The sequence below is a fragment of the Cupriavidus basilensis genome, assembly GCF_000832305.1.
GTDB lineage: Bacteria > Pseudomonadota > Gammaproteobacteria > Burkholderiales > Burkholderiaceae > Cupriavidus > Cupriavidus basilensis_F.
On sequence record NZ_CP010536.1, the window covers coordinates 2,220,495 to 2,242,971 of the forward strand.

General features: G+C 62.4%; 24 protein-coding genes and 3 pseudogenes. 10 read left to right on the plus strand and 17 right to left on the minus strand.

Going from position 1 to position 22,477, the window contains the following annotated elements; genetic code table 11:
- Nucleotides 1–65: 65 nt before the first annotated feature.
- The 5 genes from RR42_RS10365 to RR42_RS10385 are packed head-to-tail and all read right to left on the minus strand — an operon-like array spanning nt 66 to nt 4,660.
- Nucleotides 66–812 (minus strand): ABC transporter ATP-binding protein, encoded by a 747-nt coding sequence (locus tag RR42_RS10365; protein ID WP_043346318.1) that lies wholly within the window; start codon nt 810–812, stop codon nt 66–68.
- Nucleotides 802–1,611, minus strand: a complete 810-nt coding sequence (locus RR42_RS10370) for an ABC transporter ATP-binding protein (RefSeq protein ID WP_082054869.1) — start codon at nt 1,609–1,611, stop codon at nt 802–804. The genes RR42_RS10365 and RR42_RS10370 overlap by 11 nt, the downstream gene beginning before the upstream one ends.
- Nucleotides 1,608–2,540 (minus strand): branched-chain amino acid ABC transporter permease, encoded by a 933-nt coding sequence (locus RR42_RS10375; protein ID WP_043346319.1) that lies wholly within the window; start codon nt 2,538–2,540, stop codon nt 1,608–1,610. Before RR42_RS10375 ends, RR42_RS10370 begins: the two co-directional genes overlap by 4 nt.
- On the minus strand, nt 2,537–3,397 hold the full coding sequence (locus RR42_RS10380) for a branched-chain amino acid ABC transporter permease (protein WP_043346322.1): 861 nt from the start codon (nt 3,395–3,397) through the stop codon (nt 2,537–2,539). Before RR42_RS10380 ends, RR42_RS10375 begins: the two co-directional genes overlap by 4 nt.
- A 21-nt stretch (nt 3,398–3,418) precedes the next feature.
- The gene (locus tag RR42_RS10385; RefSeq protein WP_144409813.1) at nt 3,419–4,660 is read right to left on the minus strand and encodes an ABC transporter substrate-binding protein; all 1,242 of its coding nucleotides are present in this window, start codon (nt 4,658–4,660) and stop codon (nt 3,419–3,421) included.
- Nucleotides 4,661–4,936: 276 nt separating this feature from the next.
- Between RR42_RS10385 and RR42_RS10390 the strand changes: the two genes are divergently transcribed.
- A complete protein-coding gene (locus RR42_RS10390) occupies nt 4,937–6,145 on the plus strand; it encodes an alpha/beta hydrolase family protein (RefSeq protein WP_043346325.1) in 1,209 nt (402 codons plus the stop codon).
- Between the two features lie 299 nt (nt 6,146–6,444).
- Here the strand turns inward: RR42_RS10390 and RR42_RS10400 are convergent, their stop codons facing one another.
- Entirely contained in the window at nt 6,445–6,738 is a 294-nt protein-coding gene (locus RR42_RS10400; protein ID WP_043346330.1) for a DUF4148 domain-containing protein, read from the minus strand.
- A 163-nt stretch (nt 6,739–6,901) separates the two neighbouring features.
- Between RR42_RS10400 and RR42_RS10405 the strand changes: the two genes are divergently transcribed.
- Both RR42_RS10405 and RR42_RS10410 read left to right on the plus strand, forming a co-directional pair.
- Nucleotides 6,902–7,747, plus strand: a complete 846-nt coding sequence (locus RR42_RS10405; protein WP_052494580.1) for a LysR family transcriptional regulator — start codon at nt 6,902–6,904, stop codon at nt 7,745–7,747.
- Nucleotides 7,748–8,469: 722 nt separating this feature from the next.
- Nucleotides 8,470–8,853, plus strand: coding sequence for a nuclear transport factor 2 family protein (locus RR42_RS10410; protein ID WP_043346334.1), 384 nt, complete (start codon nt 8,470–8,472; stop codon nt 8,851–8,853).
- 140 nt (nt 8,854–8,993) lie between these two features.
- On the opposite strand, the gene RR42_RS10415 is transcribed toward RR42_RS10410, so the two are convergent.
- Nucleotides 8,994–9,245: a hypothetical protein gene (locus RR42_RS10415; RefSeq protein ID WP_043346337.1), complete on the minus strand. Its 252-nt coding sequence runs from the start codon at nt 9,243–9,245 to the stop codon at nt 8,994–8,996.
- A 140-nt stretch (nt 9,246–9,385) separates the two neighbouring features.
- Here RR42_RS10415 and RR42_RS10420 point away from each other — a divergent pair, with 140 nt between their 5' ends.
- Entirely contained in the window at nt 9,386–9,649 is a 264-nt protein-coding gene (locus tag RR42_RS10420; RefSeq protein ID WP_236702019.1) for a hypothetical protein, read from the plus strand.
- A gap of 483 nt (nt 9,650–10,132) precedes the next feature.
- Here the strand turns inward: RR42_RS10420 and RR42_RS10425 are convergent, their stop codons facing one another.
- Nucleotides 10,133–11,170 carry an MFS transporter gene (locus tag RR42_RS10425; protein WP_052494581.1) on the minus strand — a complete coding sequence of 346 codons (1,038 nt, stop codon included), beginning with the start codon at nt 11,168–11,170 and terminating at the stop codon, nt 10,133–10,135.
- A gap of 11 nt (nt 11,171–11,181) precedes the next feature.
- Between RR42_RS10425 and RR42_RS41070 the strand changes: the two are divergent.
- Nucleotides 11,182–11,286 (plus strand): annotated as a pseudogene (locus tag RR42_RS41070) (IS6 family transposase); the annotation flags it as partial.
- Between the two features lie 13 nt (nt 11,287–11,299).
- Here the strand turns inward: RR42_RS41070 and RR42_RS39640 are convergent.
- From RR42_RS39640 to RR42_RS10450, 6 genes and pseudogenes are all read right to left on the minus strand, one after another.
- Nucleotides 11,300–11,656, minus strand: a pseudogene (locus tag RR42_RS39640) (IS5/IS1182 family transposase); the annotation flags it as partial.
- 18 nt (nt 11,657–11,674) lie between these two features.
- Nucleotides 11,675–12,058, minus strand: a complete 384-nt coding sequence (locus RR42_RS10435) for a hypothetical protein (protein WP_043351860.1) — start codon at nt 12,056–12,058, stop codon at nt 11,675–11,677.
- A 264-nt stretch (nt 12,059–12,322) separates the two neighbouring features.
- Nucleotides 12,323–12,514: a hypothetical protein gene (locus tag RR42_RS38490; protein WP_201777361.1), complete on the minus strand. Its 192-nt coding sequence runs from the start codon at nt 12,512–12,514 to the stop codon at nt 12,323–12,325.
- Between the two features lie 203 nt (nt 12,515–12,717).
- Entirely contained in the window at nt 12,718–13,125 is a 408-nt protein-coding gene (locus RR42_RS10440) for an Hsp20/alpha crystallin family protein (protein WP_043346343.1), read from the minus strand.
- 15 nt (nt 13,126–13,140) lie between these two features.
- On the minus strand, nt 13,141–13,581 hold the full coding sequence (locus RR42_RS10445; RefSeq protein ID WP_043346346.1) for an Hsp20/alpha crystallin family protein: 441 nt from the start codon (nt 13,579–13,581) through the stop codon (nt 13,141–13,143).
- Between the two features lie 295 nt (nt 13,582–13,876).
- Nucleotides 13,877–14,944, minus strand: a complete 1,068-nt coding sequence (locus tag RR42_RS10450) for a DNA-binding protein (RefSeq protein ID WP_043346352.1) — start codon at nt 14,942–14,944, stop codon at nt 13,877–13,879.
- Nucleotides 14,945–15,087: 143 nt separating this feature from the next.
- Between RR42_RS10450 and RR42_RS10455 the strand changes: the two genes are divergently transcribed.
- The 5 genes and pseudogenes from RR42_RS10455 (at nt 15,088) to RR42_RS10470 (ending at nt 20,190) form a co-directional block, all read left to right on the plus strand.
- Nucleotides 15,088–16,314, plus strand: a complete 1,227-nt coding sequence (locus RR42_RS10455; RefSeq protein WP_043346355.1) for a tyrosine-type recombinase/integrase — start codon at nt 15,088–15,090, stop codon at nt 16,312–16,314.
- A gap of 772 nt (nt 16,315–17,086) precedes the next feature.
- The gene (locus RR42_RS10460) at nt 17,087–17,305 is read left to right on the plus strand and encodes a hypothetical protein (RefSeq protein ID WP_043346358.1); all 219 of its coding nucleotides are present in this window, start codon (nt 17,087–17,089) and stop codon (nt 17,303–17,305) included.
- 702 nt (nt 17,306–18,007) lie between these two features.
- Nucleotides 18,008–18,229 carry a ProQ/FinO family protein gene (locus RR42_RS41615; RefSeq protein WP_330218521.1) on the plus strand — a complete coding sequence of 74 codons (222 nt, stop codon included), beginning with the start codon at nt 18,008–18,010 and terminating at the stop codon, nt 18,227–18,229.
- Nucleotides 18,207–18,367, plus strand: a pseudogene (locus RR42_RS41075) (integrase); the annotation flags it as partial. The gene RR42_RS41615 and the pseudogene RR42_RS41075, both read left to right, overlap by 23 nt.
- Nucleotides 18,368–18,615: 248 nt before the next feature.
- A complete protein-coding gene (locus RR42_RS10470) occupies nt 18,616–20,190 on the plus strand; it encodes a Fic family protein (RefSeq protein ID WP_043346360.1) in 1,575 nt (524 codons plus the stop codon).
- A gap of 249 nt (nt 20,191–20,439) precedes the next feature.
- Here the strand turns inward: RR42_RS10470 and RR42_RS37740 are convergent, their stop codons facing one another.
- From RR42_RS37740 to RR42_RS10485, 3 genes are all read right to left on the minus strand, one after another.
- Nucleotides 20,440–20,655, minus strand: a complete 216-nt coding sequence (locus tag RR42_RS37740; protein WP_052494582.1) for a hypothetical protein — start codon at nt 20,653–20,655, stop codon at nt 20,440–20,442.
- Between the two features lie 81 nt (nt 20,656–20,736).
- Nucleotides 20,737–21,603, minus strand: a complete 867-nt coding sequence (locus RR42_RS10480) for a hypothetical protein (protein ID WP_043346362.1) — start codon at nt 21,601–21,603, stop codon at nt 20,737–20,739.
- Between the two features lie 161 nt (nt 21,604–21,764).
- Nucleotides 21,765–22,433 carry a PAS domain S-box protein gene (locus tag RR42_RS10485; protein WP_173430678.1) on the minus strand — a complete coding sequence of 223 codons (669 nt, stop codon included), beginning with the start codon at nt 22,431–22,433 and terminating at the stop codon, nt 21,765–21,767.
- Nucleotides 22,434–22,477: the final 44 nt, after the last annotated feature.

Genomic DNA, 22,477 nt, shown 5'->3' on the forward strand with positions numbered 1-22,477 from the left:
TTGAAAAACAAGGGCCTGCAGAGCTTTGGTTTGCTTTCTTCTATTGCAGCCGGGACATCTCCTGACTAGTCGGCAGGCTCGCTTGCGCGCACCCCAAGGTGGCACGCCATCAAGTCCCCATTAGCCGCTAGCTCCGTGGCCGGCCCACTGAATACAATCCGGCCGCTGGAGAGCACGACCGCGTTCTGCGCCACGGAGAGCGCGAGCCGGCTGTTCTGCTCGACCAACAAGATCGCGAGTCCAGCCTCGCGCAGCCTTGCAATGATGTGAGCCACTTCCGCGACCATCTGTGGAGAGAGCCCTTCGGACGGTTCATCCAACAGCAGCACGCGCGGGCTTGCCATCAGCGCGCGGCCGATGGCAAGCATCTGCTGCTCACCACCGGAAAGGGTGCCCGCGCGTTGACTGAAGCGCTCGCCAAGCCTGGGGAACATTGCAACGATCTGGTCGAGCGACCAGCGTGGCCCCGCGTGCGGGGGCTGGGCGGGCTGCGCCACGAGCAAGTTCTCTTTTACTGAGAGCAGGGAGAACAACCGCCGGCCTTGCGGCACCACTGCTATGCCGCTGCGAATCACGCCATCGACGGGCAACGACGTGACCGGCTTGCCGAACAAGCGGATCTGTCCACGCATCGCACGAGTGATCCCGACGATGGTGTTGATGCAGGTTGTCTTCCCAGCGCCGTTCCGGCCCAGTAGCGCCAAGACGCTGGCCGGCGGCAGCGAGAACGACACGTCCTGAAGGATCTCGCTGCCGTCGTAGCCGGAGGTGAGATGCAGCAGTTCGAGCGCGCGGGTTGTATTAGTGTCCAAGATAGATCTCCTGGGTACGCGGATCGGACAACACCTCCCGCTTGTTGCCGTCGACCGCCACGCGGCCACTCTGCAATACGGTGATGGTGTCTGCGTATACGAGCGCGATATCCATGTCGTGCTCGATCATGATGATGGTCAGATCGCGGGGTAAAGCGGCAAGCAACTCGCCGACCCGGGAACGCTCCGCGCCGGACAAACCGGCAAGCGGCTCGTCAAGCAGGAGGATGCGCGGGTTCTGGGCCAGAGCGAGCGCGATCTCGAGTCGGCGCATCTCACCGTAGGAGCATGAATCTACCAACGCATCAGCCTTCCTATCGAGTTCCACGCGTTCGAGCACCTCGCGTGCGTGCCGTGCGAGCGTTGGATTGCCGAATGGCCTCCACGCGCTCCAGCGCGACTGCGCAGCCGCCGCCAGCGAGATCTGCACGTTGTGCAAGAGACTGCTTTCGCGGAAAAGCGTGATGATCTGGTAGGTGCGGGCCAGCCCCCTGCGAGCGCGCCGCTGGGTCGGCTCCGTCGTCACGTCGGCGTCGAACAGGTGCAAGGTCCCGCAAGTGGCACGCAAATCGCCCGCGATCAAGTTCAGCAGCGTGGTCTTGCCCGCGCCATTGGGGCCCAACAGCAACCGGCGCTCGCCCTCGTACACGCATAGATCAATCCCGTCGACCACCTTGAGGGCACCAAACGCAATCCCGATGCCAAGTGCCTTGATCGCGGGGCGCCTAATCCGCGCATCGGCCGGGGCCGGCGACGCTGCCGCAAATGCGGGCGGTGGCAATATCTCGACTGCATTCATTGGGAACCTCTCTTCTTCAATGCCGCGGTAAGACCAGGCACGATCCCTTGGGGAAGAAAGACCACGACGGCTACTAGTAGCAGGCCGAGCAGCATCGGCCAGTACTCGAAGTAGCTGCTGACGATTACGCGGAAGGTCACGACGATCGCCGCACCGACAAGGGGTCCGAACAGCGTCGCCGGGCCGCCGACAATCACCATCAGCAGGGTCTCGGCTGTTTCGCCCAGGGAGAGCGCATGCGGGCTGATGAACTGCTGGTGAAAGACGAAGAGCACGCCGGCAACGGAGGTGACAAAGCCAGCAATGGCGAAGACCGAGATGCGGATGCGCCAGACGTCGTAGCCGAGCGCGGCCATGCGCCGCGGTTGCGAGTTGGTCGCGGCGAGGCAGACGCCAAGCGGTGAGCGCATGAAGCGCTGCAGCGCTACGATCAGGGCGATGAAGCAAAGTGCGACCAGCTCGAACCAAATGACGGGATCCGCGGTGACAACAAAGGGAATGCTCGGGCGCACAATGCCGCTCAGGCCGTTCTCTCCACCCGTAATGCGTCCCCAGTGCAACGCCACGCCCCAAAGCACCTGGGCCAGCGCAAGGGTGATCATGCCGATATTGAGCCCGGTGGTTCGCAACGCCAGCATGCCGACACCGACCGAGGCGGCCACCGTCCCTGCGATCGCCAACGCCGCCGCTAACCAGGGAGACAACCCCGCCTGCAGACACCCGATCGCAACGAAATAGCCCGCACTGCCCGCCAGCGCCGTCTGCGCGAAGGACAGCAATCCGCCGATACCGAGCAGGATGTTGAGACTGCTGGCGATCAGCGCCGCGATCATGACCTGGACCATCAGGTCAAGATAGAACGGTGAAGCGCAAAACACCGGAAACGAGAGCAGCGCGAGCGCTGCAGCAATGCCGAAAGCACGATTCATGATGGTTTCCTTCCGCACAGGCCCTGTGGACGCAAGGCCAGCACTGCAATCATCGGTACGAAGAGCAGTACATAGGACAGCTCGGGCAGCAGGGTCTGCCCAAAGCTGTAGACAAAGCCTGTCAATACACTGCCTAGGAATGCGCCCGGGATGCTGCCGGTCCCGCCCAGCACGACGACGATTAGCACCAGCGGCAGCACTTCCATGTCGAGCCCGGGAAAGACCGAGAGAATCGGTGCGCCGATTACGCCGGCCAGCCCAACGAGGGCAGCGCCCGCAAAGAACGTGGCGACAAACAAACGGTCAACTGGAATGCCGACGGCACGCGCCATGACGCGATCGTCAACTGCGGCGCGCAGCCTTGCGCCGAGCGTGGTACGTGACAAGGACCGATCGAGAGCAATGGCGATCGCAACCGCCACGCCCACGACGAACAGGCGGTACAAAGGAAAGACGGTACCCGCGAACGTGGTGGTGCCACTCAGCCATTCGGGCGATGCGACCTCCAGCGGCATGCCTCCCCATGCCGCACGGCAAGCGTCGGCAATCACGAAGGCGATGCCTAGGGTTGCCAGCACCTGCGCCAGTTCATTGCCAGCAATGCGCGCGAGGATGACGCGTTCTACAAATACGCCCAGGACACCAACCAACACCGCCGCCAACAAAGCGGCAACGGCGAACGGCAGATCGGCACCAAGCAGCGTGACCGCCAGATAGGCGCCCAACATGAAGAGCGCGCCGTGGGCCATGTTCGGCACACGCATCAGGCCAAAGATCAGTGTGAAGCCGGACGCCATCAGGAACAGCAGGGAAGCGAAGGTCAGGCCGTTGAGCGTTTGCGTAAGAAGCAAGGACATGGTGAGCTCCAGTGCGCCGGCTTACTCGAGGTTCCGTGCGGGGGGAAACTCCCTTGAATAAACCGGACTGGCGAGGAAGGTTTTCGGCTCGTAGGTCCAGAACTGGCTGACATCCGGATAGCTCATCACGACCGAGTTGACGAGCCTGTCGTTGACTCTCGTTACCTTGCGCACGTACACGGTCACAACCGGGTTGCCGAAGCGATCCAATTTCAGCGGTCCGCGCGGCGAGCGATCGATCTTCACTGCGTGCAGTGCATCGGCCAGCGCCTTTCCGTCGGCTGGCATGCCACCCGTTGCCTGTAGCGCTTGTTCGAGTAGCAACGCGGCGCTGTAGCCGCCTGTCGCATAGAAACCCGGTGTGCTCTTGTAGCGCTTGCGAAAGCCGGCAACGTATCGCGCGTTATCCGCCGTGTCGATGGCCGCGCTATACCAGCCTGCGGAGGTAATGCCGAGCGCTTCGTTGCCCAGGCTGTCCAGCAGGGACTCGTCGACCGTGTTCATTCCGGCGAGCAAGGGAAGCTTCTGCTTGAGGCCATACTCGTTGTACTGCTTGAGGAAGCGCGTGGCATTGGCCCCCGAGAAGTTGATGAACACGGCGTCAACGTCGGGCTTGATCTGCGCAATAACGGTGGCGAAATCACTCGAATTGAATGGTGCCCAGAGCCGCTGAGTGATCCTTCCTCCGGCCTCTTCAAATGTGCGCTGGAATCCGGCGACGGCCTCATGGGAGAACGCGAGGTCTTCCGCGACCACGGCGATGCGCTTGTACTTGAGCACGCGCGCGGCATAGTCCCCGAATGGATGCATCGCCTGCGCGGATGAGCTGGAGCTGCGCACCATCCAGGGATCGGCCTTCCGTTGCGTCAGGTCCTCCGCAGCCGCTGAACTGAGGATCACCGGCACGCGGGCCCGGACCACGTCGTCCCGGATCGCGACAGCCTCGAATGCCGCCAGCGGGCCCACCACCACGTCCACATGATCGCGCTCGGTCAGCTGCAGAAACTTTGCCTTCGCGGTGGCTGGAGACGCCGCCGTATCCGCCACGATGAGTTGAATCGGGCGCCCGGCGAGGCGCCCCCCCCTCTCGCTCAGCAAGTATTCGAATCCTTCCTGCATTTGACTGCCGATACCGGCAGCGACACCTGTCTTGACGGTCATCAGACCGACGCGCAGTAGTGCCGGATCGGCTGCCTTGGCAGGAGACGGTGTAAGGCAGGCGGCACCCGCGATAAACAACGGCAATAGTGTTCGCGACAGCATGGGGGTAGTTCTCCGTATCAATTGTTCGGCTCTCAAGCTCCCTGGCTTGCGGCTAATGCAAATATCGTTCTTGTGATCACTGATCTCAATTGGGGTTTACGCCTCCAAGTGCAAAAAGTGAATTAATAGCCTTTTTCATGCGGTTTTTTTGGAAAAACAACGAGCAGCGGTGGCGATCGCAGGTTTGCTAACAAAGCATTGCGTGATCTCAGATCACGCTGCTATATTGCAGACAGTGCATATCGGCAAACCAAGAGAAAGAGAGGAGAGGAAAAGATGGATATGACGCGTAAGGGCCAGAGGTGGGTGCTCGACGCCTTCCTGGCCGTGGGTGGCCTGGATGTGCTGCATCCGGATGCAGGTGCGATCTTCGAGCAGATCGGCTACGACTCGACCGATCTGAAGCGAGTGTTCAACCCGGTCAAGGCGGGTTCGATGCTCCCCTCGGCCTGGAGCGCCGCAGCCAGGGAGATAGAGCAGCGCGCCCGTCATTGGGAGGAGCGCGGCTTCATCCGCACGGCAAAGCGCCTTTATGAACGTGCGACGTTGCTCTATGCGCGCACGCACTATTCCATCATCGGCGACGATCCGCGTCGCATGCGCTATCTGGACAAGCTGGTAGCAACCTTCGAGAAGGTCATCGAATTCTCCGACCACCCCATCGAGCGCGTGATGCTGCCATTCGAAGGCAAGCATCTCCACGGCATCCTGGAGCATCCTCCCGGCGCGCAGCGCCTGCCCTGCGTGATCATGCTGCCCGGCATGGACATGTTTAAGGAAGACTGGCACAAGCTGATGGAGCAGCGCATCCTGCCGCGTGGGTGGGCCGCCTTTGCACTCGACGGACCGGGTCAGGGAGAGAGCCTGACCAAGGGTCTGAAGATGACACTCGACAACTATGACCGCGCAATCACCGCCGTGATCGACTGGCTATCGGCACATCCCGCCATCGATCCGGAGCGCATCATGATCATGGGCTCCAGCATGGGGTCGTGGTGGGCGACGCGGGCCGCCGCGGTCGAGCCTCGTATCCGTGCCATCGCTGCAAACATGTCGAACTTGGGCGACAAATTCGTGTTGCTCAATCAAGCGCAGCCGAGCTTCATGTCGAACCTGATGTTCATGACAGGCATCACCGACACCGACGAAATCCAGGCGCTCTCGAAAACGATGGCACTGGACGATATCGCGCCGCGCGTCAGCGTGCCCTATCTCATCGTCACCGGCGAGAACGACGAACTGACGACACTGGACTCCACCATCGATGTCTACAACAAGCTGCGCGGGCCAAAGGAGCTCTGGATTTACCAGTACGAATTCCACCCGATCGGGCCGCAATCGGACGAGTGGCTGACGGCCTCGCTCGACTGGCTGGGCCTCGCCGTTGAGGGCGCGTTTTTACCGGACCATGAATCGCGTACCTTCATCACCAAGCAAGGCGAATATCTTGAGGGCAATGGCGATCCGGGATGGTGGAATCCGTAAGCGCATCCGATGCCGCTGCATGACCGGGAAGGCAGGATCCGGATGTACGGCCGGTTGATTGACTGGCGCGACGCCACCGTCCACACGCTCGCCCCCATGCCGCACTACGATGTGCAGAGCGGCATGGATGAGAAGTATGAGGATTGGCTGACCAGGGGTTCAAGACGGCGGCGGCCTCGGGACGACTGCGTCGATCCGAGGCTCGTGGCCGGTGCGGGCAGGCGCCAAAGGAAAGGCTTGGACTACCTCCTACGACGCCAACCCTGGTAGCCAGGCGCTCTCATTCAGCGCGCGTGTAGTCAGCGGCCGCAAGCACCGATCCCTCCCGGCTGCGCACTGACTGAAGAGCCGGCCGTACCCTGCACACGGCTGCACGTTCCAGCTTGCATAAAGATCTCCGGGTAATTGTTTTCGGTGACGAGGCGGCCATGCGCCACGGCTTCGGCAAGCTCACGCTTGACTTGCTCCCGGGTGACTTGCGATTGCGCGCACGCCGGAGACATCGGCTGTGCCACCGTGCGATCGGCTGCCATGGCCTCCAGACCAACAGACACCGCCGCAAAAAAAACGAACATCATCAAGCTGCGCTTCATTCTCGAACTCCTCTACTACGAACTACGGGTATCCGTGGAAACCGGGTTTACGAGTTCAAGCATAGCCGCGGGCATGGGCCCCGAAAAGGCTCCAGGCGGTTCACGCAGTGTTGCAAGCGGTGAAACATTCCAATGAGAAGGCACGGTGGACAGGCTATTCACAATGCGAGTTTTCCTTCAAGTCGTCGAGAGCGGCTCTTTCGCTGCCGCTTCGCGCGTCATGGCAGTCTCAAAGCCGATGGTCACGCGCGCCGTGGCCCGACTGGAGTCGCAGTTGCGGGCGCGCCTGCTACAGCGGAGCACCAGAAGCGTGCTGCCAACCGCAATCGGCATCGAATACGCCCGGCGCTGCGGGGAAATTCTGGCCGCCATCGACGAGGCCGATGCATTCGCGGGGCAGGAACATGTCAATCCGAGAGGCCTGCTTCGCGTCGCGATACCGTCCTCGCTTGCTCTAACTTTGCTGGCGCCTGTGCTGGCCGAGTATGCCCGGCGCCACCCCGAAGTGAAACTGGATGTCTCTCTTGTGGACAGGCAGATCGATATGATCGAAGAGGGCTTCGACGTGGCGATCGTGGTCGATAGCATGCTAAATAGCGATGACGTAGTGGCTCGCCGGGCGAGCCTCAGCCATTTCGTCGCCTGCTGCACGCCGGCTTATCTTGGCAGCCTGCAGGCACCTTCCACGTTCGCAGAACTAAAAGGCCACCGCATCTTCTGCCTTCGGCGCTTCGCAGGCGAGCTGCCCAAACTGGAATCCCGGCGCGTAAATATCACGGGCAACAGCGCAATGCTGCGTCTGCTAGCACTTGAAGACGCAGGGATTGTCATTGTTCCGACGTTCCTAGTCACCGATGATCTTTCAGCTGGGCGTCTGGTCAAGGTATTGCAAAACGAAACGCTTCCTGCAGTGGATGTGTGGGTTGCCTATCCGACCCGGAAATACGTATCGGCCAAAGTGGAGCGATTCGTGGAAGCCGCATTCACACAGTTGGTGCATGCCGGGTGACCGTCGTGAGATTCTGGCCAGCTTGACGGGGCTTTCCCGCACGGCCAGGCTGGCTAGCTATCGACCCGTTTAAATACAAAACGTGTCTGCCGAGTAGAGGGGCGGCGATGAGAAGGTAACGGCTTCACGATAGGCGGAAGTGGAGCAATGGCCGCTACAAGCTGACGAGTAGGGGCAAGGCCAGAGTGCAGGTGGGTCCGGATGCACGCGCACTACATCGGGACCAATCGGCTCCAATCTCCCGCAGCGCACCGCGCGCGGCGCTCGGTAGCGCTGGCGCGCTCCTGCGCGACGGCCACCAACTCGCGGGTACGCTCCAGCTCCGCCGAGAATTGGGTACGCAACTCCTGCAACTGCCGCTCAAGCGCGTCCACTTGACGGAAGCCCTCCTCCTGGCGCGCCTGGGCGGCCGCGCGGGCCTGGCGATCTGCGTCCAGCTCCCCCTGTAGCGCCGCGCTGCCCCGCTGTCTACCTGGGCCGGTGGACGCGGCGCAGTTGCCCTAGCTCCAGCATGGGGCGTATCGTTGGTTGGCGCCGGAGGCGGTGCTGGCGGATGCGGGCGTACACGCCTATACGAAGGCGTACTTCGCATCTGGCGAGCCATTCGCCAGCCCGGCAAAGGTATCAAACCGTCCCGCACGGAGCCGGTTGAAGACGCGCAGATTTGGCACTAAGTTGGAATCGCTTGCGCGGAAATCCGCGCTTCCAACTCTGGAGCACACATGGCCAACTCACTTTCCGTTGTCAAGGCCGCCTACGCCGCTTTCGGGCGAGGCGATGTCCCAGCCATTCTTGATCTCATTGCCGAGAAGGTGGACTGGAAGCTATTGGGGCCGCCCGCCATCCCCTACGCCGGCCAGCGTAATAACAAGGAAGAGGTGGCGCGGTTCTTCGCTGAGGTGGCACAGGCGGACGACATGCAAAGTTTCGAGCCACGCGAGTTCATCGAGGCCGGCGAACAGGTGACCGTGCTAGGCTTCGAACGATTCGTATCCCGGCCGGAAGGAAAACTGGTCGAAACCGAATGGATCCATGTGTTCACCGTTCATGACGGCAAAATCACCCGCTGGCGCGGTTGCTACGATACGGCTAGACGCTTTGTGTAAGCAAGGTGCCGGTAACGTGCCGGCGGTCGCCGCTCGCTGGAGACCGCCAGCTGACCTTCGAGTTCGGCGAATGGCCGCCATTGCATCCGTCACGTCGGGGATGGCGCGTGAGGCGCTGGTTGGTCAGCTTCGCTGCGCGCTCAGGACGCCATGCAACGGGAGCGCGGCTCCTCGGCACCCTGCGCAGCGTCTTCGGAAACTTGCCGATTCTGCAGGCGACTGTGCATCGCCTCGCACCGGCTCAACATCGTTGCGGCGGGATCCTCTTCCGCGGCGGCAATGCCAGCCTGAGGGCCGACGCGCAGGTAAACTTGCCGGGAGACAACGGCGATGATCACGATGATGGCGCCGAGGCGGAAGGCTCGGGCGGCAATTCGGAGGTATTGCGCCATGGCGGAATTGCACGGTATGGCAGAAGGAGATTTGGCAGTGAGACTACACGAGGATGTCTCGGGTCGGTGCCATGCCGTTGCAGGATTGACACAATCCGTTTTTTCGCGGCGGGGTTGGACACCATGTTGAGCGATAGCGCATGGCTGTCCTGAAGAGTATGTCCCGAAAGACGCCATCGGCGTTGCCGAACGGCCACTATTGGGCCACGCCCCACGCGCCCTTTCCGCTGGACGGTCCCAACGGCCATGATGAGGTTTTCCCTGGCGCCCACTGCGTCAGCGACGGCAAATGGGTCACCTTCTATAGGGACGGCGAAGAAGTCTGGGCATGCAATGCCGTGTATGCCGCCGCCCATTTCGACTTTGCTCCTGTTCCCGCCGGCCGCTCGTCGATGGACGGCTGATGGCCATCGGGTGCTTTGCGCCCGACAAAGAATAGGCGAATCAAATGTCCACCCCCAGATTCAACTTTCAATTGTCGCGGCACCGGATGTTATGTCAGACATGTCGGCCGGCTTGGAGAATATGGAGTACTCGCAACCGTTGGTTTGCACATTCTTGTTTCCGGTTTTTGCAGCAATTTTGTTCCCGCCCCCAATGGGCATCCTTTGACAGCTCCCATGGAAAGCGTAGTGGCCTCAGCGATCGGCCAGTTGGCAGCGGACCAGCGGGAACAACATTGTGCAAACCAATACCACCGATCGAGGCGCGCAGCGAATCCCCTCCATGGCCCATTTCCTTATACAGAAGTCATGACTTTTCCCGCAGTGCTTGAATGGTGAGCGCGGCGTCCATGGTTCGCTGCAGTTGCCGCTCCAGCGCTTCGACCTGGCGCTTGCCCTCCTCGGGGTAATCGAATGGAAGTCCCCGCCATTCGATTACCCCAACTAGGAAGCGCCCCGCCTCGCCGCCTTCACCGCGCGCACGGTGCTCAGCAGGAGGGCGCCAGCGACCACATACATCGCGACTACCAGGTACATGGCGTAGGTCGCGCTGCCGGTCTGCTGCCGGATAAGGCCGGTGATCGACGGACTCACCATCGGCCCGAGGTTGCCCAGGCTACTGATCAACGCGATGCCGCCGGCGGCCGAGGTCACCGACAGGTACTCGCTGACAAGCGTGAAGAACAGCGGCGTCAGGGAGGCGGTGCCGATCGATGCGATCGACAGCGCGATGATCGACCCCGCCAGGTTTCCCTGCAGCAGGGTGGTGGCAAACATGCCGATGGCCGCGACGGCCGCGCTGATCGCGAAGTGCCAGCGGCGCTCGTGGTGCTTGTCTGAATTGCGTGCGACCAGGACCATGCCGACTACGGCGACCGCATTCGGGATCGCGGCGTAGATGCCGATCAGCATGACGTCCTTGACGCCCCAGCTCTGGATCAAGGTCGGAACCCAGAACGCGAGTGCATAGGTCGCGCCGAGCGACAAGAAGTACACCAGCGCGAAGATGTAGATCTTGGGGTCACGCAAGGCGTGCAGGACGCTGGGTTCGTCCCTACCCTCGATGCCATTTTCGTCGTGCTCGAGGTGATGGCGGAGTAGGTTCTTCTCGGACTGCGTCAACCAGTTCGCATCGTTCGGGTGGTCCTGCAGCAGCAGGTAGATCAATACACCGAGTACCGAAGCGGGCAGGCCCTGTACCACGAACAGCCACTGCCATCCGTGCATGCCGCCAACCCCGTTCATATACTTCAGGAGGGCGCCGCTCAACGGCCCGGCGACGCAGCCGACAATAGTCGTCGCCGTCATGAAGATCGCGATCACCTGCCCGCGGCGGGCCGAAGGGTACCAGTAGGTGAGATACAGGATAACGCCAGGAAAGAAGCCGGCCTCGAACACGCCGAGCAGGAGCCGCGCGGCATAGAACTGGGGCGGCGTGTCGACGTACATCATCGCTGCGGCGGCGATACCCCAGCAGAGCATGATACGCAGCAGTGTCCTGCGCGCGCGACATCGAGGAGTAGCTGTTTGAGCGCGGCGTGGTCATGACCTACGAAACCATTCGATGCTGGTGTGACAAATTCGGCGCCGGCTTTGCTCATCTGTACCCCCCTTGGCACGCTGCTGCGCAGTGCGTCGCGCGCGTTCTGGCCAGGGACGCAAACGCTCTTGCTGATCCTCGGCGAGCGCCGCCATCTTGCGTTCGATATCACGCAGTACACGGCCGAGCACGGTGCGCTGACGCGTGAGCATTGTACTCAGCCGTTTGAACTGCTTGGCATGCGCATAACCGCCCGCACGAAATCGCAGCCACTTGCCTTCCCTGGTAAAGGTCTGCTTGAGCCGGATGCCAGCGCGTCTTGCTAGTTGGACCACCTTAGCCCGCGCCACTTCCAGCCGCGGGCTGTCGGTCGGATAGGCAACGACCTTCTCCTGGACCGTGCTATCAACGATAACCCGTTCGAACTCTGGTGCCAGGACCGAGCTTCACTGGATTGGTGGCACGGCGCCAAGCTTTTCGGCCAGCATCCGCTCATACACGCCAAAGTGCATATCCACCTCCGTTTGACTGACCACGACGACGTCTATGTTGACCTGCTCGGGCGCTAAGCCGAACATTGTGGCCAATGCCACTTCCAGGTGGGGCGCCGCCTCCCTGTCTTTCGCGAAGGTCGTACCGACACTGATCACATAGGCCTTCTCGCCTTCTGCGGTCACCTCCACCAAGCGGGCTCCCGCGCTCAGGTTGTTCTCAATGGCCATTTTGGCCAGCTCCGCCACACTCCGCGTTCGCTCGGTAGGGAAGCCGCGCACGCACTTGAGTTGCACCCGATGCTTGCCCAGCGTCAGCCACTCAGAATTGAACTCCATGGAAGTCTCCATCCGACAGTACATTGCCGCCAAAATAGGGGCGAGTCCGGCGATTTCAAGAACGCAACGTCGCGCCGTCGTTCGCCGCTGCAATGAGCCCCACTGGAAGCCCATAGCGTGCAGCCCCAAGCACCGCGCGCGCCAAAGGGCTGCGCCCGCCTCTGGCGTTCCGCGTCAGCCGCCCCCTTCCACGGCCGCCAGGATTGCCCGCCTGCCTGGAGCACGCTTCGCGCAAATACATACGATGCCTCAGGATTGCAGACATCAGCTCACTTCACTTCGATCGTCCTTACGGCAGACCGCGACGAACCGGTCTTGGGGAGGCGCAACGTCGGGCCAGTCGGGCGTGCCGTGCCTCGGCGCGGGCACGTTGGACGCATCCCCCATCGGTTGTTTGTCACTTGTCGTCTTCCGCAGGAACTTGAAGGGGTTCCATTTGCCCAGTTCCGTTTTCATCTTACCCTCCTGCCGAATGCTCAGTTGACGGGTACGAATGACCGCCGGCAACGACCGGCCGCGCCCGGCCACCGGCGACGCCGCTAGACCCAACCCTGGTGGTGAGGCCGCCGATACGGTCATCCGCGTCTTCTAAGGGCCGACGGTGGCGCCCATCCGGACGCCACCCTGCCGTTTCAACCCCGTGAATGGCACGACAGAACTCACCCGACGCTAACCGCGATGCGACGTGGCCGTGCCTCGTCTCGGCGCGGGATCGTCAGCTTCAACACGCCATCCTGCAAGTGCGCGTCTATCTTCGACGTATCGAACTCTGGACTCAGGGCGAACGCGCGGGCGAAGTGCGGCTCGCGAATTTCCGCGTGTTGCACTCGCAGGTTGGCCGGGGTCGGCACCACGGCTTCCGCCTCGATGCACAGGGTGCCATCATGGACACTCACGTTGAGTCTGTCCTTGGTGACCCCCGGCAGATCCGCCCAAAGGGTGACGCCGTTGCTGTCCTCGAAGATGTCAACAGTGGGAAGCAGCGTGATCTTGCGCGTCGGCCTCTCTTCCTGGCGTTGCGCCACCGCGCCTTGGCCGCGCTCAACCACTTGGGTAGTGTCGCTCATGGCATTCTCCTCACGTTACTGGACAGTGACCGACCGAGGCTTCGAGGATTCGTGCTTGCCAATGCTGATCGACAGGCAGCCGTTGGCGTAGTGCGCCTGTACCTTGTCGGGGTCAGCATTCTGTGGCAGTTCGACGATGCGCCGGAAGGGGCCGACGAATCGCTCCTGCGCGTACGGCCGTACCTCGGCGTCATTTTCCGAGTGCGCGGCTTCGCGTTCGCCGCTGATCGTCAGCAAGCCCTTGTCGATCGATACCTCAAGGTTGTCTTGCTTGATGCCAGGAGCGAATGCGACGATCTCGATCGAATCTTCCGTGGTGCCAACGTTGACGGCAGGGAACGCGCCGGATCGCTCGGAGCGGATGCTGGACGGGAAGCCGCCGAACAAGCTCGCCATCTGGCGCTGCAGGCGGTCGAACTCGCTGAAGAGGTCGGTCCCCAAAAAGAGATCACTCATGATCGTATCCTCCTTTGATGCAGCAAGGAGGCGAACGGGCCTATGCGCTCCCACTCGCCTGCCAAACTGCTGGCAAACAAACAGAAACACGCAGCGCGCAACATCGCGGCTGCCTGGGCGAGATTAAATTAGGCAATCTGTCGCCGGTTTTCAAGGGGGCGGCATTCAATTTCCTCTTGAAGGAGTCCTGGCCGCGCCTATCCGCCGTTGGGGTTCGTAACGGAACCATGTGAAACGCCGTGGCCGAAACCTCGATGCCATGCGGCATGGACAAATCCTCGCCCCCCTCCTCTCCTCAGACCGGCCCCGGCCTGAACTTGAACTTGGTTTTGGTCGCTGGCACCTGGCGCCTGGTGGTCGCCATGCGGCGCGTCGCGCTGGCTTGCGCATCGGCCCGCTCGGCGCGCCGTACTGCCATCTCCAGTTCCGCCCGCAGCTCGTCCTGGGCTGCTTGCCCGCGCCCGAGCGCCTGCTCTGCCTCCACCAGTTGCCGGCTGAGCGTATCGCGCTCGGCCTGCAGCCGCGCCCGCGCCTCCGCGCCAGCCACGGCGGCCTCCTGCGCCCTCGCCTGCCCGGCCGCCAGTTCGGCGCGCAAATCCGCCAGCGCCTGCTCGCCCTTCTGGCGCAGCGTGCGTTCCTGGTCGATCTCGCGCAGCGCGCGGCGCTCCGTGGCGCTGGCGCGCTCCTGCGCCACCGCGACCTGCTCGCGGGTGCGCTCCAGGTCCGCCGAGAACTGCGTATGCATCTCGCCCAGTTGTCGCTCCAGCGCCTCGATCTGACGCCGGCCCTCCTCCTGGCGCGCCTGCGCGGCCGCGTGGGCCTGGCGCTCGGCGTCCAGCTCCCCCTGTAGCGCCGCGCTGGCCCGCTGGGCGGCGTCGAGCCCGGCCTGTACGGCGGCTTTCTCCTGCTCGGCCTCCACCACCGCGGCGCGCGCCTGGTCGCGCTGCGCTTCCGCCTCGCTCGCCTGCAGCCGCGCTTCGGCCCGCAAGGCGGCCAGCTCGCCGGCGGCCGCCTCATTGGCGGCCTGCCAGATCGACTGCACGGCGTTGGCCGCGATCGCCTTGAGCGCGTCCGGCAGCCCGGGCTGGTCGATGGTCACGCGCATCTTGCCGCGCAGGTCTTGCCAGAACTGCGCCAGCACCTCGGTGGGCGTGCCCATGCTGCCCTTTCGTACCAACTGATAGAGCTTGTTGGCGGTAGGCGTGATGCCGTAGCGGAAGAACAGCAAGGCGCAGACCTCGCGGTAGAGCGCGCGGGTGTCGGGGAACTGCGCACGCAGCGTGGCGATGTCGGCGGCGAGCTGGGCCTCGGCGGCGGCGTCGCTGGGCAGGGGCGGCGGGTGATCGAGCGGGCTGGCGGTCATGTTCTACGTGGAACGTTCGGTAAATTTGTCGTATATTACTACGTAATACGTTAAATAGTTAACTAAAAAGATAAATCTTTAGACATAAGTAGGCTTCTGTCTATAATAATGCCTGGATCAGCTTGCGCGCCTTGCGTGCCACGATGGAACCCCTCCCGCTTGCCCACACCGCCTTCACTGCCCTGCCCGCCACCCCGCTCGAACGCCTGGCCCTGCCCGCCGACCTATCCGGCACCACCGGCAGCAACCGCGCCCGCGGCGGCACCCCGCAGATCGCGGCCGCCGACGATCTCGCCGCCGTCACCGCCTGGCTGGCGCGCTACACCGACACCCCGGCCACCCTGCAGACCTACCGGCGCGAGGCGGAGCGCTTGCTGCTATGGGCGGTCATGCAGCACGGCAAGCCGCTGTCGTCGCTCACCCACGAGGACCTGCTGCGCTACGAGCGCTTCCTGGCCGACCCGCAGCCGGCCTGGCGCTGGGTCATGGCCTCGCGCAAGAAACTCGCGCGCAGCCATCCGGACTGGCGCCCTTTCGCCGGTCCGCTCTCCCCGGCCAGCGCGCGCCACACCATGGTGATCCTGAATGCGCTATTCGCCTGGCTGGTCGAGGCCGGCTACCTGGCCGGCAACCCGCTGTCGCTGGCGCGCCGCCGGCGCCGCCAGAGCCAGCCCAGGATCACGCGCTACCTCAGCCACGCCATGTGGCAGACGGTCAAGGACACCATCGAGGCGATGCCGGGGACGAGCGACAGCGCGACCGAGCGCGAGCGCCTGCACGCGGCGCGGTGCCGCTGGCTCTTCACGGTGCTGTATCTGGGCGGCTTACGTGCAGCCGAGGTGGCCAGCACGCGCATGGGGGCATTTTTTTGCCGGCGCGACCGGGAGGGCGCGGAGCGCTGGTGGCTGGAGGTGACCGGCAAGGGCAACAAGACGCGGCTGGTGCCGGCCACCGATGAGTTGATGGTGGAACTGGCGCGCTATCGCAGCGCCCACGGCCTGCCGCCGGCGCCGCTGCCCGGCGAGGAACGCCCCATCGTGCTGCCGGTCATCGGCAAGGAAAAACCGTTATCGCGCGGCGCACTGCACCTGGTGCTCAAGGAGATCTTCGCGCTGGCGGCCGCGCGCCTGCGCGCGCGCGGCCCCGAATGGGAAAGCCCGGCCGCGGTGCTGGCCAGCGCCTCCGCGCACTGGCTGCGCCATACCGCGGGCTCGCACATGACCGACCAGCAGGTGGACCTGCGCTTTGTACGGGACAATTTTGGGCACGCGTCCATCTCGACCACCAGCGCTTACTTGCACTCGGAAGAGGATGCGCGGCACGAAGCGACGCAGGAGCGGCATCGGATCGGGTGGAGCAGCAACAATTGACGCAGGCCTGCGCTGGCTCGCTGCCTGCGCGTGCCGCGCGCCCGCTTCATCCTTCGGGGTCAGGCGCGCTCGATGGACAACTAGAAAGGACATGCAGCGACACGAGCCAGTTGATCCGCCAGTTGTTGATCGATCTAAAGGACAGCGAAGGCAATTTGTCAGGGCTTGGCCCCAACACACTTGCCGGTCGCGTTGCGGTTCTGGAGAGCAGCCCAAGTCGCAAGCCCGGCCGCGTTCGGTCGCCATCTATCGGTCTGTGAAAGCGACCTCGTCTCCCCGCTTCCGGCCGATCATGTACAAGAGGTGTGTCCTGCCGGTCATCGGATGTGGGCAGGCTGTGTCGCGCGAGACGCCGACCGGGACTCGGCGCGCTGGCTGCGCCCTACCGCAGGCTCTCGCACCTACAGGTGGCATTCTCGCGGTGCCCGAGATTTAGGAAAGATGGTCGATCAGCAACAAGCCTAAGTGGCTCTTCAGGCTGGCACGACGACCGCAAAGAACAACGCCAGTTGCTGCACCGCCCGAGCAAAGGTGCTGGGCCCCTACCACCTTGAGGATGCGCATCGATTCCCAGGCGATTCCTGACATAGTCCGCCGGGCTCAGCCAAAATACTTCCGGCTCAGGCCAGATTATTGTGGGTATTGAAATCGATCATTGTGGGTGCAAGGGTTTACCTCTACGAGGGAAATCCCTAGTATTCGGTCATCGGATGCCGCAGTGCAACAGGCCGGACCAAAAGAATGGCATCCACCAGTTAGAAAGAGGTGAGCCATGAATACCAATCGCCATGCCCTGATCGCTGTCGCCGCACTCGCCGCCGCCCTGTCGGCTGCTCCGGCGTTTGCAAAGAGTGGCAAATTCGACACTTACACTGACGGCGCGCGGTCTGGGAAGTACGATGTTTACACTGACGGCGCGAAAAGCGGCAAATTCGACACCTATACCGATGGCGCCAGGTACTACATCGCGTCTGACGGCGCCGCCCTCTAATAGGCTGCAAGCCCCGGTCGGGGACCACTCCCCCGAACCCGGTCCCCCTCTCCAGCTTGGTCCCGATAGGTACTGGGGAGGACGCCTGAAGGGGCCCTCTTCGCATTCCCTGGCGAAGTAGCCCGCCCGGATGTGAGCTTCAGACTGCTGCCGAACCCCACACTTTCCGAAGTGTGGGGTTTTTACTTTTCGGGGACCAGAACTTTCAGACGCCCATGACCTGAAGCCGTATCGTATTCCAGATCTTGCTGGGAATATCGATTGCCCGATACCAGTCGGGTCGCCGGAATAGTCACCCGCCCCCCGGCTCCCATAGAACGTGCCGTGCGGTAGCGCCACAATAACTCGGCATGGCGGACCAAGCGCCTGATTGCTCGGGGCCCCCGCGCGGGAAGCCCAAGTCACAGGCGGCATCGATCGGATGGACAAGCAGGACATGAGGCGCACCAGCGTGCCGAGCCCGAAAATCGCCCTTGCTAAGTCCTATCTGGCGCAGGCGGCAAGGAGAATGAGGCGGGACTTCTACAATCGCCCCGGGGTATGACTCGGCTGGACACGATGGGCTTCGAACAACTGGCGGCACTAAAAAAACAACTGGCAGAACAGGCAAAGGCTGCGAAAAGCCCAAAGCCGCCCCGCGCACGGGTTGCCGCTTCGGCCCAGCCCACAAAAACTGTCGATCCGGTGGTGCACGCCATCGCCATGCCGCAAAAACGCTTCCCGCAACCCTTTCCGAAGAACCCTGCGCCCAAGGTGCCGCTCAAGATCGGCATCTTCGCGGACCTCGTTCAACACGCCCAAGAGCTTGCCCTGATAGAGGCGGAATTGCGCGAGGCGATCCGGACCTGGTGTCACGGAACCCGCTACTGGACGTGCCTGGCGGAAGGTCCAGCGCAAGTAGACGGCGGGCTCGCACATGACTGACCGGCAGGTGGACCTGCGCTTTGTACGGGATAATTTTGGCATGCATCCATCTCGACCATCAGCGCTTACCTGCACACCGAGGACGATGCGCGGCATGAGGCTACGCAGGAACGGCACCGGATTGGGTGGAAGCGCTGATAGCGGGCCTTTGCCCCGCCTTTCCTGCCGGGCTGTTCCATTTTGGGAAGTGGGCAAATCCTGGCGATTAATTGCGTTTCCGGGTTCCTCCCACCCACGAACTGGTCACGGAACTCGCGCGCCACCAGCGGCCGCACAGGCTCGCTGCGCCGAGAAGATTACAGCATAAAAGTGGCGCTTAAACGATAATAGAAAAAATGCGGGATATTTAAACGTCCGTCGGCCAGATTAAACGACTGGAGTGTGCTTTGACGACAGAATGGATGGGGTATAAGTGGCTCTCGGAGCACTACAACGTCACCCCCGTGCAGGATTTCCAGATCACTAGCGAGATCGGCGCCGCTCGGCGCTCCGTCGTCAACGACGGAAAGACGCTGGAAACCTACCCGACCGCCTCTCGCCAAGAGCCGACGCTGCAGTCTCACCTGACTTACGCGCTACGACATGAAGGCGTCCATCTCGAGTTCCTGGCGCGGCTCTTTGATGTGCTTCCAGAGGCTGAGTTGGCCGCCTGGCTGAACAGCGAGCGCACCGGCCAATATGCCAGACGCGTTGGATTCCTGTATGAATGGCTCACCGGCCGGCGGATCGCCGGCGTCGAGACGGTGACCGGGGGCAACTACGTCGACGCGATAGACCCCGAGGCCTACGTGACGGCGACGGAGGCCACTCGAAATACACGTTGGCGCGTGCGGGACAACCTGCCCGGCAATCGACATTTCTGCCCTTTGGTTCGGCGAACCCCGGAAATTAGGGAGGCGCAGCACTACGACTGCGCGGCGCGGCTCGACGAGCTAAATGCAGAGTTCGGGGGCAACATTCTGATGCGCAGCGCCGTCTGGCTGACCATCAAGGAATCCAAGTCGTCGTTTGCGATCGAGCATGAGCAAGACCAGAAAGATCGAATTCGCCGATTCGCGGCAGTCATGGAACGCCGCATAGGGGAGTACCCAGCGCTGCTCTCCCCTGACACGTTAGCCGATTTGCAACGAGAGATTGTGAGCGAGCGCAGCACGATTTCCCGTTTTGGGCTGCGCGCCTCCCCCGTGTTCGTCGGCGAGACGCATCGGTTTGAGCAAATCGTCCACTATGTTGCCCCACACTGGGATCAGCTGCCGGAACTCCTACGCGGGCTCGAAGTCTTTTTGGAACGCACTGCCGGGCAATCGTCCGTGGTTCGCGCCGGAACCGCCGCGTTTGCGTTCGTGTTCATCCACCCACTGGCCGACGGCAATGGGCGCATCCACCGCTTCATCATCAATGACGTCCTCCGGCGAGACGGCGCCGTCCCGCGGCCCTTCATCCTACCAATCTCGGCTGTCATCACAGAGAAACCGCAGAACATCGCGCGCTACGACCAGATCCTTGAACGCTTCTCGAAGCCGCTGATGGCTCGATATGGCGACCTATGCGCATTCACGCCGACTCGGAGGCTGTACCCGGATGGCGTCCAGTCGAACTTCGAGTTTGCTGGATATGACGCTGCCTTGCCGGCATGGCGTTACCCTGACCTGACTGCGCAGGCCGAGTATATGGCTGACGTGATCGACAGAACCATCAGGCAGGAAATGAGGATGGAAGCCGGGATTCTGCAGGAGTGGACAACCGCGCGGCGGATGGTGAAGGACATCATCGATGGTCCTGACGCCGATATCGATCGGATCATCCGCTCGATCAGGGACAACCAGGGTGCCGTCTCGAACAAGCTCCGAAAGGAGTTTCCGGTTCTTGAGAGCGCAGAAATCGTGGAAGACTTGGTCGGCGTCCTGAAGATCGCCTTCAAGAATCTCGACCGTGGATCCCTAGTAGACGACGTGCCTTGAAACGCCGTGGACGGCGACGGCCCCACACTCCGCGTCGCTCCCTTTGCCGGTTTGCCTGTAGTACCAAACCGTGGTTTCAGGTTGGGGCACGTCACGCCGTCGGGCAACGGCGCCGTCAGGCGCGATGGTACCGTTGGTCGCGGCGCTGGGCTTGCTGCTTCGCGCTGCCCCCCGGTACCGGCGCTGGCACAAGATCGCCGACGGCGACAACCGGGACGAACGCCGGTGGTGCAGGCTCAGCGTCATCCATCACGGCGGCGTCCGCCCGCTCGCGCTCGCGAATCCATTTGTGTGCAACTGGGTCGCGTTGACGCCAGCCTTCAGCGCCATGCCGGATATCGATCCCCCCGGCCGCAGACACGCCCCAATCGGCCGGCGTTTGCCATCGGGGTCGAAGCTCAGCTTGCGGTCGATTCCTACATGGGTCACCTTCAGCGGGAGAAATGCCAAATCATCTTCGTTCATGCTTGCGTCCGCAATTTCTGGTTGCGGACGCAATCCTGCCAACTCTCAGCCTATCAGGCTAGGACGCCCATTCTCGGACGCTTACGCTGCTTCGCTCAATGCGAGCCCCAGAGCAGCAGGCGAAGCGCTATTCGCGGGCGGCGCCATGGGCGTATCCGTGGTCAAGCCCAGGCAGGGCGGAAAATCCGTCGGGCGAAGCCACTTTGCCAAGAAGGTGCCCAGCGCGTCGAGCAAGACGTCGGAAGTCAGTCCTTGCGCACCACCAAGACGAGGGCTCAAAACCAGCACGGTCTGATCATGCTCGAAAACTTGTAGGCGCTGCGTTAGATCCGCCGGCTGCAGGAGCACTTCGGCGCCCTCAATGTTTTCGAAACCGAAGGCATGCAGATAATCGCGCGCGTGCCGATGGCCGAGGCAAAGCACGACACGGGGACGGTGTTGACGACGCAGCGACGAGATGAACTGGAAGCGCCCACCGAGGCGGCATAGGCGATAGTACTCCGACTTGACACGCAGCACTGACAGCTTACGCAGTTCCCCACTCCAGGGTAAAGCATGATCGGATCGTTCAGGCAATGGGAAGAGATTCAGCTTGAGTTCCCACCCAGAAGGCACATAGAGATAGTTGTCAAAGTACTCCTGCGCACTGATCGGCGTGCGTCCAAGCGGCAAGGCAGCCGATCGCGCCGCGGCCAAAACCCGTGCGATGCGATAGTGCGACTGCCAGCGCGGCAGTTGATCGGCATGGCGCGCACGAAACTCCCTGTCCCAGGCTCCGGGAATCGGCTGGCTCTGCAACGCGACCGACAGCGGAACAGAACTAGACGGGGGCGCCACATCGCATACCCAAAGGGCGGCGCCCAGATTGCCGCCTTCCATACCTGTGAACGAGGAAAATGCGATGTCCAAATCCGTACGGCTAAGTACGGATGGTTGAGACTGCTCCATGCGATGGAAACTCTGATGGATCGGGCGTGCAAGGCACGCCGACGATCGCCAGTCTGGCTATGTTCAAAGCCAAGAGAATAGAAGCAGAATCGCCGGCGTTGTCTGAGCAAATCTGAGCAGCCCGGCTCGCACTCCGCGTGCCTTCGCGTCGTGCCTCGGCGCTAGCGGTCGATCACGATCTTCTGGTAGACCCGGAAGCCCTTACCGCGCACCGTGGATACGGGCAAGCGCAGACTGCCCGCCTGCTCGACCTTGCGGCGCAGGCGGCGCATCTGGGTATCCAGTCGGCGCTGATCGTAATGCAGGAAGTCTTCACCAAGCGCGTGCACGATCGCCTTGCGCGTCACGCAGGCTTCGCCGCTGGCGAGTGCGTGCAAGACCGTGTAATCCTGCATCGACAGTGGAATCGGCGGGAATCCTGGCGGGGTCAGTGTCGGGGGCGTGGCCGACAGCCGCCAATGCGCCTCCGCCGAGGCTTCGCTGGACTGCAACCGCTCCTCGGCCAGCGCGTCGGCCTGGTCAGAAATATCGCTGGCCACTGCCACCCGCTGGTTCTTGCACTCGGACAAGCGCGCCGACCACATGATGCGCGCGATACTGCCGTCCTTGCGCACATAGCGATTCTCGAAATGACGCTGCAAATAGCCTGCCTCGATCCGTTCGACGGCCTGTAGCGTTCTCGCCCGTTCCTCAGGATGGACGAAATCCATCATGGGCTTGCCCAGCATCTCCTCTGGTTGATAACCAAAGATACTTTCGCAAGCCCCCGTAATGGATAGAAAACGGCCATGGCGGTCGACAACGCAAATCGCGTCGAGCAGCAGGTCCATGACCTGCTTGGGTGGCAGTGTAGCCATCTTTCCTTTATTCTGAG

Coding starts and splice junctions, on each gene's coding strand:
- RR42_RS10460 (WP_043346358.1), top strand. CDS start 17,087: ATGAATACCAATCGCCATGCCCTGATCGCTGTCGCCGCACTCGCCGCC.
- RR42_RS10435 (WP_043351860.1), bottom strand. CDS start 12,058: ATGGAGTTCAATTCTGAGTGGCTGACGCTGGGCAAGCATCGGGTGCAA.
- RR42_RS10450 (WP_043346352.1), bottom strand. CDS start 14,944: ATGACCGCCAGCCCGCTCGATCACCCGCCGCCCCTGCCCAGCGACGCC.
- RR42_RS10455 (WP_043346355.1), top strand. CDS start 15,088: ATGGAACCCCTCCCGCTTGCCCACACCGCCTTCACTGCCCTGCCCGCC.
- RR42_RS10385 (WP_144409813.1), bottom strand. CDS start 4,660: ATGCTGTCGCGAACACTATTGCCGTTGTTTATCGCGGGTGCCGCCTGC.
- RR42_RS10400 (WP_043346330.1), bottom strand. CDS start 6,738: ATGAAGCGCAGCTTGATGATGTTCGTTTTTTTTGCGGCGGTGTCTGTT.
- RR42_RS10445 (WP_043346346.1), bottom strand. CDS start 13,581: ATGAGTGATCTCTTTTTGGGGACCGACCTCTTCAGCGAGTTCGACCGC.
- RR42_RS10375 (WP_043346319.1), bottom strand. CDS start 2,540: ATGAATCGTGCTTTCGGCATTGCTGCAGCGCTCGCGCTGCTCTCGTTT.
- RR42_RS10390 (WP_043346325.1), top strand. CDS start 4,937: ATGGATATGACGCGTAAGGGCCAGAGGTGGGTGCTCGACGCCTTCCTG.
- RR42_RS10415 (WP_043346337.1), bottom strand. CDS start 9,245: ATGGCGCAATACCTCCGAATTGCCGCCCGAGCCTTCCGCCTCGGCGCC.
- RR42_RS10480 (WP_043346362.1), bottom strand. CDS start 21,603: ATGGAGCAGTCTCAACCATCCGTACTTAGCCGTACGGATTTGGACATC.
- RR42_RS10380 (WP_043346322.1), bottom strand. CDS start 3,397: ATGTCCTTGCTTCTTACGCAAACGCTCAACGGCCTGACCTTCGCTTCC.
- RR42_RS10485 (WP_173430678.1), bottom strand. CDS start 22,433: ATGGACCTGCTGCTCGACGCGATTTGCGTTGTCGACCGCCATGGCCGT.
- RR42_RS10410 (WP_043346334.1), top strand. CDS start 8,470: ATGGCCAACTCACTTTCCGTTGTCAAGGCCGCCTACGCCGCTTTCGGG.
- RR42_RS10405 (WP_052494580.1), top strand. CDS start 6,902: ATGCGAGTTTTCCTTCAAGTCGTCGAGAGCGGCTCTTTCGCTGCCGCT.
- RR42_RS38490 (WP_201777361.1), bottom strand. CDS start 12,514: ATGAAAACGGAACTGGGCAAATGGAACCCCTTCAAGTTCCTGCGGAAG.
- RR42_RS10440 (WP_043346343.1), bottom strand. CDS start 13,125: ATGAGCGACACTACCCAAGTGGTTGAGCGCGGCCAAGGCGCGGTGGCG.
- RR42_RS37740 (WP_052494582.1), bottom strand. CDS start 20,655: ATGAACGAAGATGATTTGGCATTTCTCCCGCTGAAGGTGACCCATGTA.
- RR42_RS10420 (WP_236702019.1), top strand. CDS start 9,386: ATGGCTGTCCTGAAGAGTATGTCCCGAAAGACGCCATCGGCGTTGCCG.
- RR42_RS10370 (WP_082054869.1), bottom strand. CDS start 1,611: ATGAATGCAGTCGAGATATTGCCACCGCCCGCATTTGCGGCAGCGTCG.
- RR42_RS41615 (WP_330218521.1), top strand. CDS start 18,008: ATGCCGCAAAAACGCTTCCCGCAACCCTTTCCGAAGAACCCTGCGCCC.
- RR42_RS10425 (WP_052494581.1), bottom strand. CDS start 11,170: ATGCTCTGCTGGGGTATCGCCGCCGCAGCGATGATGTACGTCGACACG.